Raw genomic sequence first — 15170 nt, forward strand, 5'->3', positions numbered from 1 at the left:
TAAGACATTCGCCATGCATACCGTCAAAGGCCCTGCGCCTATAGGATTAATTAACCTTTTTTCTATACGAATAACGGCTCCGAATTGCGTCTATCCATATCTGCAAACAACGGGGATTCGCAATACCGGATATGTAAGAAATTGACGGCGCTTACTTAATAGAGATACTAGAGATTCAAGATTGTTGATACAGGAGGTCTATTAGAAAATGAATCAGTGTTGGCGGGTAGTTATCGTTGGCAGTCAACCTACAAGCATGCTGGGAACAAAATTGATTTTGGAAGAGCAGCAGGATCTGCTCGTGGAGGGAATGACCTCCTCGGATTCAGAAGGGCTTCGAATGGTCGGGGATTTGCTTCCTGACTTGGTACTATTGGATTATCATTTGTCGGAACATACCTCGGAAGCCGTATTGGAGCAGATGAAGCAGCTGTCCCCGAAGACCCATGTCGTCATTATGACCGACAATGATGGCCTTCCTTTGCTGCAATCCTTGATCAGTCGCGGTGCTAGCGGCCTATTGTCCAAGCAGGCATCCACATTTCAGCTCATACATATGATTACCGGACTCCGGGAAGGTGTTGCCTCGCTGCCGCTCGACTGGGTAAGGCAAGGCATCTGGCCGTTAACGGCCTCTGCAATGAACGAAGGCGGACTCCAGCTCTCCGAAACGGAGGCTTTTATAATGGAACGGATCGTCCAGGGCATTACATACGACAAAATCGCCATGGAAATTCAAGTGAGCCGCCGCTCGATTGACAATTACCTCCGCAAAATTTATGTGAAGCTCGGGGTATCCACCCGTGCGCAGGCGATCGAGAAGTATGCGCTGTATACCCGCCAAGGCAGGCAAATATATGCCTAATGCAGGATTAAGGTATAATATATACATATCAGGAATACCTTTTAGAGGTTGTTAAGAGGCTCCTGAATACAAAACCGAGGTTTTGATAACGGTTAGAGGAGGGACTTCCATGCAGTATTCCTTTGCTTCCCGTGCACAGACCCTTTTGTCATCCCCGCTGCGCGATATCAGGGAACTTGCGAAGCGGGATTCTTTTATTTCCTTGGCAGAAGAGCTGCCGGCCGAAGAGTTATTTCCTTTGCATTCACTGGCAGAAGCGGCGACATCGGTGCTCTCCGAGGACCCGCTCGCCCTGCAGTACGGTGAGGCAGAAGGTTATGGACCGCTGCGCGAGTGGCTGAGCGAGGACTTTTCCAGGCGTAAAGGCCTGAGCGTTCAGCCCCAGCATATTCTGCTGACAACGGGCACCCAGCAGGCCATTGATTTGCTGGTCCGGGTGTATGTGGACCCAGGCGATCCGGTGCTGGTGGAGAATCCAACCTCACCGGGACTGCTCCAGGTGCTGCGTCTCCAAGGTGCCGTCATCGTGCCTGTGGAGGGAGATCAAGACGGGATGCTGCCGGAGCATCTTGAGGCCATGATCCGGCAGCATAAGCCGAAGCTGCTGATGGCTGCCCCCAATTTTACCAATCCCACAGGCGTGATGTGGAGTTTGGAACGGCGCAAGCAGGTGCTGGAGCTGTGTATCTCGCATGGCCTTCTTATCGTGGAGGATGATTCTTACGGCGATCTTTATTTTGCAGACGCCAAGAATCCGAAGCCCCGAATTCCTTCCATCTTCTCACTTGAGGAGCCGCAGGGAGGACATGTTCTGTATGTGGGCTCGTTCAGTAAAACCGTAGCGCCGGCGCTGCGTACGGGATGGGCTGCCGGGAACCGGCGCTTGATTGAGATGATGACGGCTGTGAAGCAGATGGCCGACTGGCAATCCAGCATGCTGAACCAGCGGATGCTGCATCATCTGCTGGAATCAAAGCATTTTAAGCTGGAAGATCATATCGCCATGCTCAATCGGGAATACGCAACGAGGCTCAAGCTGATGGTGGAGCTGCTGAAACGCAGCGCATGGAAGGATTCAAAGTATGCGGTGCCTCCCGGGGGGATGTTTCTCTGGGTACAGCTGCCTCCGGGCTTGAATGGGGATGCGCTCTTAAGAGCCGCTCTATTAAAAGGAGCTGCATTCCTGCCAGGCTCGATGTGCTCGGCAGCAGATCGCACCCGTGAGTGTATCCGGCTGAATTTTACGCATCCGGGGCGGGATGAGCTGCTGCTCGGCATGAATCTCATCAGCGAAGCCGTGATGGAATTTACAGCCCGGAATTAGACGTGGAAGGTTTCTTTTTGCGAAATCGTGTATAACATAGCAAAGCTGCTGATTGAGCCTGATTTCAGGTTCGGAATAGAATCAGCAGCTTTTTTTCATGGGCGAATGTTTGCTTGCTTGAGGGTCTGCATATAAAATCTATGATTTCACTACGGAAGCATAATCTGCCAGGGCCTGTACGCCGGCGGGCGTCAGCACGTAGCGTCCGCGGCTCACCCGACGGAACCAGCCGTAGTAATTGCGCCGCAGAATGTCAGCCGCCGATCCCACCCCGCTTCGATCCCGTACAGCCGCCGGAGAAATGCCGGTGAGCACCGCAGGGGCAGTTCCTTCTTGCCGCTCATGACCCTCCGGGAGTTCGCGCGAGCCCAGCTGCTCCACTTCCGCCGCATTCATGGCAGCAGCAACGCGCAGCGTTTTCTCGCGATAAGCGGTAACCAGCTTGGCCCTCGTCACCCCGCCCGTGTTGTAATCGCCGCTGCGCTCACGAAATTCATACAACAGGCGTTCCTTGCGCCTGATGGCGGTCCGACCCTTCTGCACGGCCATCTCCGGCTCACAGAGCACCTCGACGAAGGGCGCTTTGGTTTTGTAAAAGGTGACCGTAATGAGTCCAAGTCCCAAACGTCCGCAGAGCCCCGTCAGCTCCGCCCAGCGCTGATTGACGGCTCCTTTCTTCGCCCGGCTCTTCTCGACGGCAAGGTAAACGTACGGGGTCAGCTTCAACCGCTCGATACCCTGGAGCAGAAGGGCCAGATTGAATGTTTTTTTCAATTCCACAATCAGCGGTTCATCGGCGCCCTCTTTCATGCCGACAAGATCACAGTGGCGCACTTCGCCTTTCACTTCATAACCGTTCAATTCAAAAAAGGCCTTGAGGGGAGCGTACAGCTCGGCTTCATGCTTTATCGCCATGATGACTCTCCTTTTATTCGAAAGATGCTTAATGTCAAGTTAATGTAATTTCAGTATAGCATGGGGACGGCTCGCGTGGCGTACCCGAGTGTAGAATGGACCGGTGGTTAGATAAAATTGCATGCGCATGACTTCGAAAATAAGGTCAACTATTCCAAGTAAGTCGCATAGGTATGTAATACACTTTTTCGAAAATGGAATGTTTTCTAATGACGCTGTGGAATGGAAGCCAATCCCCATAAACAGACTCATAGGAGGTAGCGAAATGGATATTTTCGAACGCATAGCATCGTATCGGGCAGAAGGCGACCGTTTGGCGTGGAGCGGCACATTCAGGGAATACATTGAAATACTTAAGAAGGATCCCTCTCCAGCCATGACGGCACATGCCCGTGTATATGACATGATCGAATCCTACGGTTTCGAAGAGAGCGGGGGCCAGAAAAAATATAAGTTTTTTGAACAGGAAATCTTCGGTCTCGACCGAGCTGTTGAGAAACTCGTTGAGGAATATTTCCATTCCGCGGCCCGCAGACTGGATGTTCGCAAGCGCATACTGCTGCTTATGGGGCCCGTCAGCGGCGGGAAATCCACGCTGGTTACGCTGCTGAAGCGCGGCCTGGAGAAGCATTCCCGTACCGACCGGGGAGCGGTATACGCGATCGCCGGCTGCCCGATGCAGGAAGAGCCGCTGCATTTGATTCCGCTGGAGCTCAGACCGGAGATCGAGAAGGAGCTCGGCGTCCGAATCGAGGGGAATTTGTGCCCGGCCTGCCAGCTTCGGCTTAAGACCGAGTACGGCGGTGATATCGAAAAGGTTGAAGTCGAGCGGATATTAATTTCCGAGGAGAACCGGGTCGGCATCGGTACGTTCAGTCCATCGGATCCCAAGTCGCAGGATATTGCCGATTTGACCGGCAGCATCGATTTCTCCACCATCACGGAATACGGCTCGGAATCGGATCCGCGGGCCTACCGCTTTGACGGCGAGTTAAACAAAGCCAACCGTGGTTTGATGGAGTTCCAGGAGATGTTGAAATGCGACGAAAAATTTCTGTGGAATTTGCTGTCCCTGACCCAGGAAGGGAACTTTAAAGCGGGTCGGTTTGCGCTGATTAGCGCGGATGAACTGATCGTGGCCCACACCAACGAATCCGAGTATAAAGCATTTATCGCCAATAAGAAAAATGAGGCGCTGCAATCCCGAATGATTGTCATGCCGATTCCGTATAACCTGAGAGTCAGCGACGAGGAGAAGATCTACTCGAAGCTGATCGGCCAAAGTGATATGAAGCATATCCATATCGCGCCGCACGCGCTTCGTTCTGCCGCGATATTCTCCGTTTTGACGCGCCTGAAGGAAACGAAGAAGCAAGGGATGGATCTGATCAAGAAGATGCGCATGTACGACGGGGTGGAAGTCGAAGGATATAAAGAAGCGGACCTGAAAGAAATGCAGAATGAGTATCTGGAAGAAGGCATGTCCGGGATAGATCCGCGATATGTCATTAACCGGATATCCAGTGCTTTGATTAAGCAGGATCTTCAGTGCATTAACGCGCTGGATATGCTGCGGGCCATTAAGGATGGGCTGGATCAGCACGCTTCGATTGCCAAGGAAGAGCGGGAGCGTTATCTGAATTTTATCGCTGCCGCACGCAAGGAGTATGATGATCTGGCGAAGAAGGAAGTCCAGAAAGCCTTTGTGTATTCCTTTGAGGAGTCGGCCAAGACGCTGTTCGAGAATTATTTGGATAACATCGAGGCATTCTGCAACTGGACGAAAATCCGCGATCCGTTAACCGATGAGGAGATGGATCCGGACGAAAGATTGATGCGTTCGATCGAGGAGCAGATCGGTGTCTCGGAAAACGCAAAGAAGGCTTTCCGGGAGGAAATCATGATACGCATCTCGGCTTATTCCCGGAAGGGCAAAAAGTTCGAGTATAACAATCATGAGCGCCTGCGCGAGGCGATTGAGAAGAAGCTGTTCACCGACCTGAAGGATATCGTCAAGATTACGACCTCGACCAAAACGCCGGATGCCGTGCAGTTGAAACGGATCAACGAGGTTAGCTCCAGACTGATCGAAGAGCATGGGTACTGCCCGGTATGCGCGAACGAGCTGCTGCGTTATGTGGGCAGTCTGTTGAATCGGTAATAACGAATAGAAGAATGGAATGCCATGAGAAACCATCTGTGAATTCGGGTGGTTTCTCATGTTTTGGGATGAAATGGCCCGGTTTGTCGGTGCAAATATACACACAATTAGGACTTTGGCATTATGTCTGTATGGTAAATATAGTCTATAATGGACCCTAAGTACTTGAACCTGTGATATGGATCACGCTATTTAGGAGTGGATTTTTCGAAATGATTGATGTTTCCCCGAAAAGACGCCAACAGTTGGAGTATATCGGATTGGATGAACAAGGGTTGGAGCTGCTGGCCAATCATCGTGACGTGTTTGCGAAGGTAGTTGAAGAGGTCGTTAACCGGTTTTACGCGCAGATCGGGACGCAGCCGCACCTGATGCAGATTATCGAGCGTACCTCGAACGTGGAGCGGCTTAAGGAGACCCAGCGGGTATACTGGATGTCGCTTGCGGCAGGGAGAGTGGACGATGCTTATATTGCCGAACGGATTAAGATCGGACAAGTTCACTCCAGAATCGGCCTGAAAACAGATTATTATCTTGGAAGTTACATGGTTTATCTGGACATTGCCACCGATTTACTGAAGCAAATCGTACCGGATCAGTGGATCCACGTGGTGCATGCGCTGAGCAAGATGTTTAATTTGGACTCCCAGCTCGTCCTGGAAGCTTACGAAATGAAAGAGAAAGAGAAGATCAACCATTTGGTATCGGATCAACAACGAATGTTGGAAGCGATTACAAATGCAGTTCAAGAATTAACTGCCATGATCGTGGAGCTGGATCAAAGCGCAGCCTTAATGGCAGACAATGCAATCAAAACTGCAGAAGCCCAAGATAAAGCGCATTCGCTGACTTCCGAGCTCGGCGAGGAAATTCTACATATTGAGCAGATGGGCAGCTTGATTAGGGAAATCTCGGATCAGAGCCACTTGCTCGGTCTGAATGCGGCGATTGAGGCTGCTCATGCCGGGGAGTTAGGCAGAGGCTTCGAGGTGGTTGCCGGCGAAGTTCGAAAGCTGGCCACCAACTCCAAGAAGGCGATGGATGAGATTCAGGACAAGGTTAGCGGCATTATTCGCAAGCTGGGTCTTGTAGAGCAGGAATCGGAAAAAACGTCCATGAACGCACGTAATCAGGCGGCAAGCTCGCAGGAATTGGCTGCTTTTGTGAAAATGATGGAAAAGCTGGCCGATGATTTGGAATCGCTTCAGCATGAATATGATGTTCAGAAGCACGATGTCCAGGAGGAAAACGTATCCGAGAAGGTAAGTGTATAACAGGGATCCGAGAGCGAACAGATGATGTGTGCGCTATATGAAATGAACAGCAGCACCCGCGAAGGAGGAAACTTACCCTTCGCGGGTGCTGCTGTTATATGGCGCCATATTTGTTTTTCAAGCGTGGTTAAATAAATCGCCGATGCAGCTTCTTGCCGTCATAGGAGAACAGGATCGGTTTGCCCTCGATCATGCTATGCAGATGCACGGGTTTGCCCCAGAGCCGGTAAACATAGGGAATGGTCCGCTCCATATATTTCAGGTCAAGCTCAATGCCCTCGTACAGATGCTTGATCATCAGTTCGCCGGAGCGGAGATGATCGCCATCGGTTACCACGAGAAACGGCGAGCCGCCGTTTACGCGGGAGACGACCAGCTGGTCGCGGATATTTTCCCACGCCTTATCGGTGATTTTCCACTCCGGTCCTTTTTTCTCAAAGACATAGAGGTCCAGATCCTCCACCAATTCCTTTGTCAAATAATTGCGCAGGAAGGAGATATCGGAGTCGTATTCACGGACATCAAACATCTTATCCCGGTCCCAGCGGCGTTCGATATCCTCGAAGATTTTCAGCCCAAGGTAGTAGGGGTTCAGGCTGTGGCGCGACGGCTGCACAACCGAGGCATTAAGCTTGGCGAATTCCACCGTTTCCTCGCTGGTCAGGTCCATCTCCCGCAGAATACGCTGATGCCAGTACGAAGCCCAGCCTTCGTTCATGATTTTGGTTTCCATCTGCGGCCAGAAGTACAGCATCTCCTCCCGCAGCATGCTCATAATGTCCCGCTGCCAATCCTCCAGAATGTCGGAGTGCTCCTGAATAAACCACATGATATCTTTCTCCGGCTCGGGCGGGAAGCGTTTAGGTGCTGCCGGCGATTTGTCGGCTTTGTCTTCGCCGTCTTCGTCCATATCCCATAAATCGTCGTACCGGCCGGGAGGCTTTTGCCGCTTGGCTTCCTCTTTCTGCTCCTGCATCCGCCGTGCGGTGTACCGCTGCTTATCCAGTTTATCGGGCCTCACGATATGCGGATCCACATGCTCTTGAATCGCCAGCACCGCGTCGATAAACTGCTCAACCGCCTCCGTGCCATGCTCAATCTCATAACGGGAGATGCGCTCGGCAGTAGCCGACATGCTCTCGACCATATTGCGGTTGGAGACGGAGAAGCGGGCGTTGTTTTTAAAGAAGTCGCAGTGTGCAAGGACATGGGCGACAATGAGTTTATTCTGAATCAGGGAGTTGCCGTCCAGGAGAAACGCATAACACGGATTGGAGTTGATCACGAGCTCGTAGATCTTGCTAAGGCCGAAGTCGTACTGCATCTTCATTTTATTGAAGGTTTTTCCGAAGCTCCAGTGGCTGAACCGGGTAGGCATGCCGTAGGCGCCGAAGGTGTATATGATGTCTGCCGGGCAGATCTCATATCGCATAGGGTAAAAATCAAGGCCAAAGCCTGTAGCGATCTCGGTAATCTCCGCAATGGAACGTTCCAGTTCCGCGATCTCGTCTTGGTGCACGAGAATCCCCCCTTCGTCATTAAAAACATGGTTCTTATCATTTATATGGGATCTTGCTGCAGATATGCGGGCAGAAGAGGGACGCCGGGAATATATACAGGCCCCTGTCAAAAATTGTACATCCTCTCGGTCTGCAGACTTAGCAAGCTGCCCGACTATGTAACGGTGACCCTTACGATGCTTTGCGTTATAATGGGAATAATCCAGCGGTTTGGCAAACTTCTCCATTTATTTACCGATGGATAATAAGATGAGGTCAGGGAGGCAAATGAATGATCGAATTTCCTAAACCCGATGTGGAGCAATTTTTTCAAACGTATGGCATTCGTACCTTCGGAATCAGTGCAGACGAATCACGGCTTGTATTCAGCAGCAGTCTAAACGGAAAATTCAATTTATGGGCCATGGAGTTAGAAGGGGAGACATCCTACCCATACCCGCTTACATACAATGACCAGATCGCAAGCTTTATCAAGCTGGACCCGGAAGGGCGGCATATCTTAACGGCGTTTGACCGTGACGGGAATGAGAATTATCAGTTTCATGCGCTGCCCTGGAACGGCGGCGAGCCGATGCCTTTGTTCGAAGGGGCGGATGCGGATGACAAACATTATTTTGTGCATCTATCGGAGGACGGCAAGCGACTGTATTACGTTACGTCGAAGGGGAATCCGTCCTTCCTGAATTCGCGCGTATATCATCTGGACACCAAGGAGGATCATTTGCTGCATGAAGGCGAGGTGACGTCGACCGAAATGTGTGCTGTGAGCCCCGACGAGAGAACCATCGCGTATACGAAAGTGTATGCCAACACCTACTATGTTAGTTACGTGAAGCGAGAGGGCGAAGAGCCGCTGTGCCTGACGCCGTCGCCGGAACAGGTGCATATTTCGGGGGATGTGCTGTTTGCCGGCAATGACCAGGTCATTTTTGCAACAGACTTTGAATCCGAATTTTCTTACGTGGCCCGTTACGACATCCCGCAGCAGAAGTTTGAACCGCTGTGCCGCATCGACCGGGAGAGCATTCAGCTCTTGCGCTACCATAAGGATTCACAAACCCTCTACATTGTTACGGAAAAAGGGGTGGAGGATCGACTGTATGCCTATTCGCTCGACAGTGGTGAGTTAACTGCCATTCCTCTCCCATCGAACATCGTGGAGCAGTTGAACGTGACAAAGTCCGGCAATCTGTACCTGCTCGCCCGCGGCGCCGTGAAGCCGCTTAACATTTACCGCTATGCGGATGGCGCATGGAGCATGATCACGAAAAACGTCCTGACAGGATTAACCGACGAGGACATGGTGACACCGGAGGTTGTGACGTATCCATCTTTTGACGGCATGGAGATTGAAGCGCTCCTGTTCCGCGCCAAAGATCACGTGGCGAACGGTTATACGGTATTTTGGCCGCATGGCGGCCCGCAAGCCTCGGAGCGCAAGCAGTTCCGCTCCATGTTCCAGTATATCCTGGCCAAAGGGTATCACATCTTCTGTCCGAACTTCCGGGGAAGCACTGGTTACGGCAGCTCCTTCGTGAAATTGGTGGAACAGGATTGGGGCGAGGGACCGCGCAAGGACTGCTTGGCAGGCATGGATTGGCTGTTTGAGCAAGGCATCTCGAGCCGTGAGAAGCTCTTCGTGATGGGCGGCAGCTATGGCGGTTATATGACTCTGCTGCTGGCAGGGCGTAATCCGGAGTATTTCAAAGCGGCCATTGATATTGTTGGCGTCAGCAACCTGTTTACCTTCTACCATTCGGTACCGGAGCACTGGAAGCCGATTATGGAGCGCTGGATAGGCGATCCGGAACGGGATAAAGATCGCTTTATCAAGGACTCGCCGATTACATATCTGGATGGGATGGTGAACCCGATGCTGATCATCCAGGGGGCTAACGATCCGCGTGTCGTCAAAGAGGAATCTGACCAAATCGTGGAAGCCTTGAGGGCGAAGGGCCGTGACGTAGAGTATCTCGTGTTTGAAGACGAGGGACATGGCATTACGAAGAAGGCCAACGAGAAAATCGCTTATGCGCGGATGGTCGAATTCCTGAAGCGCAATCAGTAAGAGTCGTATGAAAAAAGAGGCATACCTTAAGGTCCATCGGACTCTGAGGTATGCCTCTTTCCCGTTTAGTTATCCAGATTCTCGCTCGGATTCCAAAGCTTGATTCCATCGTCCTCCAGGATGCCCAAGGTCACATCCGAGATGTTTGGATCCTGGGTCAGCAGGGCGTTGATTCTCATTTTGGAATGGCCGGCCTCGGCCAGGCTCATCCCTTTCTTCAGCTCAATGTAGGCCTCCACATGATAGTTCCGGCCTTCCTGCAGGATACGAAGACGATTGATATCGCGGACATCCGGATCGCCGAGAATGATCTGGGAGATCTTCTCTTCCACTTCATTCGGAGCGGCGACTCCGATTAAGCCGACCATATTGTCATATCCAACCTTAAAGGCGACGCCTACCATCAGACAGCCGATGAGGATCGTGGCGATTCCATCCAGGATGAGGAAGTTGAAGAAATGTGCGAATATAATGGCAACCAGAGCAAAGAGGGCGCCCAGCGTAGCAACGATGTCTTCATAGAACACAAGCCGTGTAGGCGGGGCGGCGCGGCCGGCATTTTTGAAAGCCGCTGGCAGCAGGGCAAGGCCGGATGCTTGAACGCGGGTTTCCTTCATTATCTCTTTCATGGCTTTCATCAGAATGGAGCCATCAATGATAACGGCAATGGCCAGCACAATGAAATTAAGCCAGAAATTCGTGGCTTCTTCCGGATGTTTTAACAGCTTTAAGCCTTTCAGGATCGTTTCGTAGGCCATGATGGTAACCACGATCACCGCGACCATGCAGACCAGATTAATGACCCTGCCGAATCCGGTGGGGAACTTCTTGGTCGGCTTCCGCTCGGCCAGCACGCTGCCTACGAATACAAACCCCTGGTTTACCGCATCGGCCACCGAGTGCATGGCGGATGCAAACATCGTACCGCTGCCGCTGACAGACGCCGCAATCCCCTTGATTATGGCCAATCCCGTGTTGCCCAGTGCCGCAATGGCGGATGAGGTATTTCCTTTCTTAATGAGCTGCCATGTGTTCTTCAATCCAAACCCTCCGTCTATAATGTCGATTTCTATAAATCTGAAGTATATATTATCATATCATGCCAAATTAAGGGTATCCCCATCCCTTATCTTCACAGGAAACATGATGACATACATATTACTTAACATGTTTTTTGTTACATTAATCATGATTTACTCATATCTTCATTTCTTACCCAATACATTAAGAATATAGTGGAAAATAAAGGGATGTGGGAAACGAAACGGTTGGTTAGCGGTCTTTGGCATGATGTGGAGAATCGAGTTACCCCCTTGATAACAAAGCGTAAACTGCCTTGCAGCAAAGTGAAAAAACATGAGGAGGAAATGTTATGAAAGCGTTAACAAGTCCGGAGGCAGCGAAAGGCAAGGCGAACGAGGAATGGGGCCTGATTATATGCTCCAGATGTGATGAAATGGTGGATACGATTCCAACCGACGGAGTGAAGATCATTTATGGATATTGTGGAAAAGGGGAATGCAAAGGCACAGACCCTCAAGATTAAACGATGGTGATGATTAGACCGAATGTAAACAAAGCATGCTTATCGGGAGGAAACCTCCTGAAGCATGCTTTTTTAGTGGAATTATGTGGATTTATAACCTTTTCTGATAGGGGTTAAAAAAATGATTGATACCTAATTATGCATTTTTGAACGAAAATATGTTGCATATATATTATATATGACGTATTATATCGGCAAGTAGAGGAAATGCACGCAGGAGGGATCACTATCGAACTGACGACAAGGCAGCAGGATATCGTCGATATCGTAAAAAAACATGCACCCATTACAGGAGATCAGATTGCGGAGATGCTGAATGTCAGCCGAGCCACCCTTCGTACCGATTTATCCAAACTGGTGGTTCTGGATTATATTGATGCCAAGCCTAAGGTGGGGTACTTTCTGGGAAAGCGGGGTACGCGCGACCGGGAGGAGAAGTTTCGCCTTCTCAAAATGAAGGTTGGCGATCTGCACGGTGTTCCGGTTATTGTGCGTGAGACCACGACGATCCATGAAGCCGTTGTATCCTTGTTTCTGGAGAACGTGGGGAATCTGATCGTTACCGATGTCGACGGCCATCTGGCCGGGATTGTGTCCCGCAAGGATCTGCTAAAGGTAACGCTTGGCAACCCGACGGCATCCTCCATGCCGGTAAGCCTGATCATGACCCGCCGGGCTAACGTGACAACGGTGCAGCCGGAAGATACGGTACTGGATGCCGCACGAAAAATCATCAATCATCAAATCGATAGCCTGCCGGTTGTTGTTCCATCCACCACGGGGAAGCCGGGGGAACACTGGAAGGTTGTGGGTCGGATTACAAAAACGAATATTATCAAAATGCTGCTCGACATGGTAGCCGAGGAATAATGGGAGGAATCGGATGAATCAGGCATTAACTCATTTCATAGCAATCTGTTCGGACTCCATTGGGGAGACGGCTGAAGCGGTTGTGCAAGCTACACTACGCCAGTTCGAGCTTCCGAATACAGAGATTAAACGTTATATGAACGTTCGCGACGAGGATGAATTGACCGAATTGATGGAGGAGGTGGCGCGGCGCGGAGGCTTTGTGGCCTACACGCTTGTGCAGCCGGAGCTTCGCGAGGTCATGCGGGAGGAAGCTGTGCGGCTCAACATTCGTACGGTGGATATTATGGGGCCGATGATGCAGGCATTTGCCGATACGTTCAACGACTATCCCAAACGACTGCCGGGACTGCTGCATCGCTTGGACGACAGCTATTTCCGGAGAGTCGACGCGATGGAATTCGCTGTCCAATATGACGATGGCAAGGACGTTAGCGCCATTTTGAAGGCGGACATCATCTTGCTGGGCGTATCCCGAATTTCCAAGACCCCGCTATCGATGTTTCTCGCTCATAAAGGCTACAAAACGGTCAATTTTCCGATCGTGCCGGAGATGTCTCCGCCGTCGCAGCTCAGAGAAGTCACGAACGGCACAATTATCGGACTTACGATCGAGCCGGAGCATCTTCTCAAAATCCGCAGCGAGCGCTTAAAGGTCATGGGACTGCCGCATCAGGTGCAGTATGCAGCCCTTGAGCGGATACAGGAGGAGTTGGATTACGCCCTGTCGCTGTATGCGGAGCTCGGATGTCCGGTCATTGATGTCACGGATAAGGCGATTGAGGAATCCGCAGGACTGATCATGAATTATCTGAAATAAGCTGCACCGGTAAGGAAAAAAGCAGAAGGAGGGATTCATTCATGGAGAGTTCATTAGCATTGGAGCTTGTAAGAGTAACGGAGGAAGCGGCACTGCAATCCGCCCGGTGGACAGGAAGAGGTGACAAGAACAGTGCTGATGAAGCCGCGACGGTTGCCATGCGCAAGCATTTTGATTCCGCAGCGATGGATGGGGTCGTTGTCATAGGGGAAGGCGAGATGGATGAAGCTCCCATGCTCTATATTGGAGAGCGCGTTGGGAACCGCAAAGGTCCGAAGATGGACGTGGCGGTGGATCCGCTTGAAGGAACGGAAACGGTGGCCAGCGGGCTGAACAACGCGTTGTCCGTGATTGCCGCAGCTCCCCGAGGCACCCTTCTGCATGCGCCCGATATCTACATGCATAAGCTCGCGGTTGGACCCGAGCTTGCGGGCAAGCTGAGTTTGAATGATCCGATTGAAGTAACCCTTCGAAAAGCATCGGAGATCTTATCAAAACCATTGTCGGAGATGACGGTATCCATTCTCGATCGTGAGCGACACAACGCGATGATTAAGGCTTTGCGAGAGTCCGGGGTAAGGATCAAACTGCTGAGCCACGGGGATGTCATGGGTGCGATCGAGACCTGCACGGACAGTGAGGTCGATCTCTATGTGGGCTCTGGAGGAGCTCCGGAAGGCGTTCTCGCCGCCGCCGCTTTGAAATGTCTGGGCGGAGAAATCCAGGGACGGCTTATACCGGAAACACCGGAGGATTTTATCAGATGCCAGGATATGGGGTTGGAGCATCCCGAGCAGCTGCTGACCATGGAGGATATGGTAGGCCGCGAAGGCGTATTATTCGTGGCAACCGGCGTGACGGCTGGCGATTTCCTGCGCGGCGTGAAGTATATGCCGGGTCAGCGGGCTGAAACGCATTCCGTCATGATGTACTCCGGCACTCGAACCGTCCGTTATATCCGCAGCGTTCATCATCTGTTTCAAAGCAGTGAAACGTTAGCTGCCGCTGCATCTTCTTAATGCATATGCAGGGCATCTATAACATAAAGGCACGCCAAAGGTTAACTAACCTTCGGCGTGCCTTTATGCGTTGTTAACGGTTTAGCGCAGCGGATGCTTAACCGTGTCTCTTCCGTCCGAGCATCAGCCAAGCTCCGCCAAGCACAAGCACTACGGCAATAACAGGCTGCACGACGGACAGGTAATTCAGCACGGGTCCGATAGAGAATACCACGAAGAACAGCAGCGACAATACGGTCAGAATGTTAATCGGGATGAGCAGCCACTTGTTACGCGATCCGAACCAGTAAAACTCGAACAGCCCTGCCGCAACGGCCAGGATAAAGCCGGGCCACATTGAACCCCATGAGTCGAACAAGGAAGCGATTTGGCTGACAATACCGGCTGTGAGCAGAATGCCGCCCGGTATCAACAGTCCGATGCCCTGTCGTCCAACCAGCGAGAAGTACATCCAGTGAAAAAACAGGCCTAACGGGATCACGAACAAGGTAGGCCAGAATGTGGCGAAGATGGAACCGGCGCCTACGGATCCGCCTTGGTTTAAGAGCAAGTATGCGCCGAGCAGGATGAGCAGCGGTGCCAAGATTGTACGTTTCGTCATACAAACTTCGTTCCTTTCCTTTTGTAGATTGATTAATCCAAGAATACCATGCAATGGATGGGGATGTCCTCGGTCCTTCGGGGAATGTTTCACCTAGACTTTAGTCTAGGATGACATGTTTAGCCAATAGTCAGCCCGTGTAATAAGGTCCTAAGCGCCCGGTGGGCAGGCTTGAGTACAGAAAAAC

The 15170-nt window shown here is 51.4% G+C and carries 13 protein-coding genes; 9 read left to right on the forward strand and 4 right to left on the reverse strand.

Features of this window, described 5'->3' with window-relative positions; translation table 11 throughout:
- The first annotated feature begins 208 nt into the window (after positions 1 to 208).
- Together ACETK5_RS02245 and ACETK5_RS02250 are read left to right on the forward strand one after the other, a co-directional pair.
- On the forward strand, positions 209 to 865 hold the full coding sequence (locus tag ACETK5_RS02245) for a DNA-binding response regulator (RefSeq protein WP_100538921.1): 657 nt from the start codon (positions 209 to 211) through the stop codon (positions 863 to 865).
- A gap of 109 nt (positions 866 to 974) precedes the next feature.
- The gene (locus tag ACETK5_RS02250; protein WP_100538920.1) at positions 975 to 2189 is read left to right on the forward strand and encodes an aminotransferase-like domain-containing protein; all 1215 of its coding nucleotides are present in this window, start codon (positions 975 to 977) and stop codon (positions 2187 to 2189) included.
- A 138-nt stretch (positions 2190 to 2327) separates the two neighbouring features.
- Here ACETK5_RS02250 and ACETK5_RS02255 read toward each other — a convergent pair whose 3' ends face one another.
- Positions 2328 to 3104, reverse strand: a complete 777-nt coding sequence (locus tag ACETK5_RS02255) for a DUF2161 family putative PD-(D/E)XK-type phosphodiesterase (RefSeq protein WP_394054221.1) — start codon at positions 3102 to 3104, stop codon at positions 2328 to 2330.
- Between the two features lie 265 nt (positions 3105 to 3369).
- Between ACETK5_RS02255 and ACETK5_RS02260 the strand changes: the two genes are divergently transcribed.
- Together ACETK5_RS02260 and ACETK5_RS02265 are read left to right on the forward strand one after the other, a co-directional pair.
- Positions 3370 to 5265: a PrkA family serine protein kinase gene (locus tag ACETK5_RS02260; RefSeq protein ID WP_100538918.1), complete on the forward strand. Its 1896-nt coding sequence runs from the start codon at positions 3370 to 3372 to the stop codon at positions 5263 to 5265.
- Between the two features lie 212 nt (positions 5266 to 5477).
- Complete coding sequence (locus ACETK5_RS02265; protein WP_100538917.1) at positions 5478 to 6539, forward strand: globin-coupled sensor protein; 1062 nt, start codon at positions 5478 to 5480, stop codon at positions 6537 to 6539.
- A 127-nt stretch (positions 6540 to 6666) separates the two neighbouring features.
- Here the strand turns inward: ACETK5_RS02265 and ACETK5_RS02270 are convergent, their stop codons facing one another.
- On the reverse strand, positions 6667 to 8058 hold the full coding sequence (locus tag ACETK5_RS02270) for a SpoVR family protein (protein WP_127594921.1): 1392 nt from the start codon (positions 8056 to 8058) through the stop codon (positions 6667 to 6669).
- Positions 8059 to 8330: 272 nt separating this feature from the next.
- Between ACETK5_RS02270 and ACETK5_RS02275 the strand changes: the two genes are divergently transcribed.
- Positions 8331 to 10127 carry a S9 family peptidase gene (locus ACETK5_RS02275; RefSeq protein WP_394054222.1) on the forward strand — a complete coding sequence of 599 codons (1797 nt, stop codon included), beginning with the start codon at positions 8331 to 8333 and terminating at the stop codon, positions 10125 to 10127.
- A 65-nt stretch (positions 10128 to 10192) separates the two neighbouring features.
- On the opposite strand, the gene ACETK5_RS02280 is transcribed toward ACETK5_RS02275, so the two are convergent.
- A complete protein-coding gene (locus tag ACETK5_RS02280; RefSeq protein ID WP_100538914.1) occupies positions 10193 to 11167 on the reverse strand; it encodes a cation diffusion facilitator family transporter in 975 nt (324 codons plus the stop codon).
- A gap of 332 nt (positions 11168 to 11499) precedes the next feature.
- Between ACETK5_RS02280 and ACETK5_RS02285 the strand changes: the two genes are divergently transcribed.
- From ACETK5_RS02285 to glpX, 4 genes are all read left to right on the forward strand, one after another.
- A complete protein-coding gene (locus tag ACETK5_RS02285) occupies positions 11500 to 11673 on the forward strand; it encodes a GapA-binding peptide SR1P (RefSeq protein ID WP_100538913.1) in 174 nt (57 codons plus the stop codon).
- A 207-nt stretch (positions 11674 to 11880) separates the two neighbouring features.
- On the forward strand, positions 11881 to 12543 hold the full coding sequence (locus tag ACETK5_RS02290) for a helix-turn-helix transcriptional regulator (RefSeq protein ID WP_394054223.1): 663 nt from the start codon (positions 11881 to 11883) through the stop codon (positions 12541 to 12543).
- Between the two features lie 13 nt (positions 12544 to 12556).
- Positions 12557 to 13363, forward strand: a complete 807-nt coding sequence (locus tag ACETK5_RS02295; protein ID WP_100538911.1) for a pyruvate, water dikinase regulatory protein — start codon at positions 12557 to 12559, stop codon at positions 13361 to 13363.
- A gap of 41 nt (positions 13364 to 13404) precedes the next feature.
- Positions 13405 to 14382, forward strand: a complete 978-nt coding sequence (gene glpX / locus ACETK5_RS02300; RefSeq protein ID WP_326114386.1) for a class II fructose-bisphosphatase — start codon at positions 13405 to 13407, stop codon at positions 14380 to 14382.
- A gap of 97 nt (positions 14383 to 14479) precedes the next feature.
- On the opposite strand, the gene ACETK5_RS02305 is transcribed toward glpX, so the two are convergent.
- Positions 14480 to 14983 carry a hypothetical protein gene (locus ACETK5_RS02305; protein ID WP_100538909.1) on the reverse strand — a complete coding sequence of 168 codons (504 nt, stop codon included), beginning with the start codon at positions 14981 to 14983 and terminating at the stop codon, positions 14480 to 14482.
- Between the last annotated feature and the right edge of the window lie 187 nt (positions 14984 to 15170).

Origin of the sequence: Paenibacillus ilasis, assembly GCF_043195395.1 — a bacterium.
Lineage (GTDB): Bacteria > Bacillota > Bacilli > Paenibacillales > Paenibacillaceae > Paenibacillus_AQ > Paenibacillus_AQ lautus.

Bases quoted from the DNA above. Each gene is read 5' to 3' on its own strand.
- ACETK5_RS02260 (WP_100538918.1), top strand. From the start codon at position 3,370: ATGGATATTTTCGAACGCATAGCATCGTATCGGGCAGAAGGCGACCGT.
- ACETK5_RS02290 (WP_394054223.1), top strand. From the start codon at position 11,881: ATGCACGCAGGAGGGATCACTATCGAACTGACGACAAGGCAGCAGGAT.
- ACETK5_RS02295 (WP_100538911.1), top strand. From the start codon at position 12,557: ATGAATCAGGCATTAACTCATTTCATAGCAATCTGTTCGGACTCCATT.
- ACETK5_RS02250 (WP_100538920.1), top strand. From the start codon at position 975: ATGCAGTATTCCTTTGCTTCCCGTGCACAGACCCTTTTGTCATCCCCG.
- ACETK5_RS02265 (WP_100538917.1), top strand. From the start codon at position 5,478: ATGATTGATGTTTCCCCGAAAAGACGCCAACAGTTGGAGTATATCGGA.
- ACETK5_RS02255 (WP_394054221.1), bottom strand. From the start codon at position 3,104: ATGGCGATAAAGCATGAAGCCGAGCTGTACGCTCCCCTCAAGGCCTTT.
- glpX (WP_326114386.1), top strand. From the start codon at position 13,405: ATGGAGAGTTCATTAGCATTGGAGCTTGTAAGAGTAACGGAGGAAGCG.
- ACETK5_RS02275 (WP_394054222.1), top strand. From the start codon at position 8,331: ATGATCGAATTTCCTAAACCCGATGTGGAGCAATTTTTTCAAACGTAT.
- ACETK5_RS02245 (WP_100538921.1), top strand. From the start codon at position 209: ATGAATCAGTGTTGGCGGGTAGTTATCGTTGGCAGTCAACCTACAAGC.
- ACETK5_RS02285 (WP_100538913.1), top strand. From the start codon at position 11,500: ATGAAAGCGTTAACAAGTCCGGAGGCAGCGAAAGGCAAGGCGAACGAG.
- ACETK5_RS02305 (WP_100538909.1), bottom strand. From the start codon at position 14,983: ATGACGAAACGTACAATCTTGGCACCGCTGCTCATCCTGCTCGGCGCA.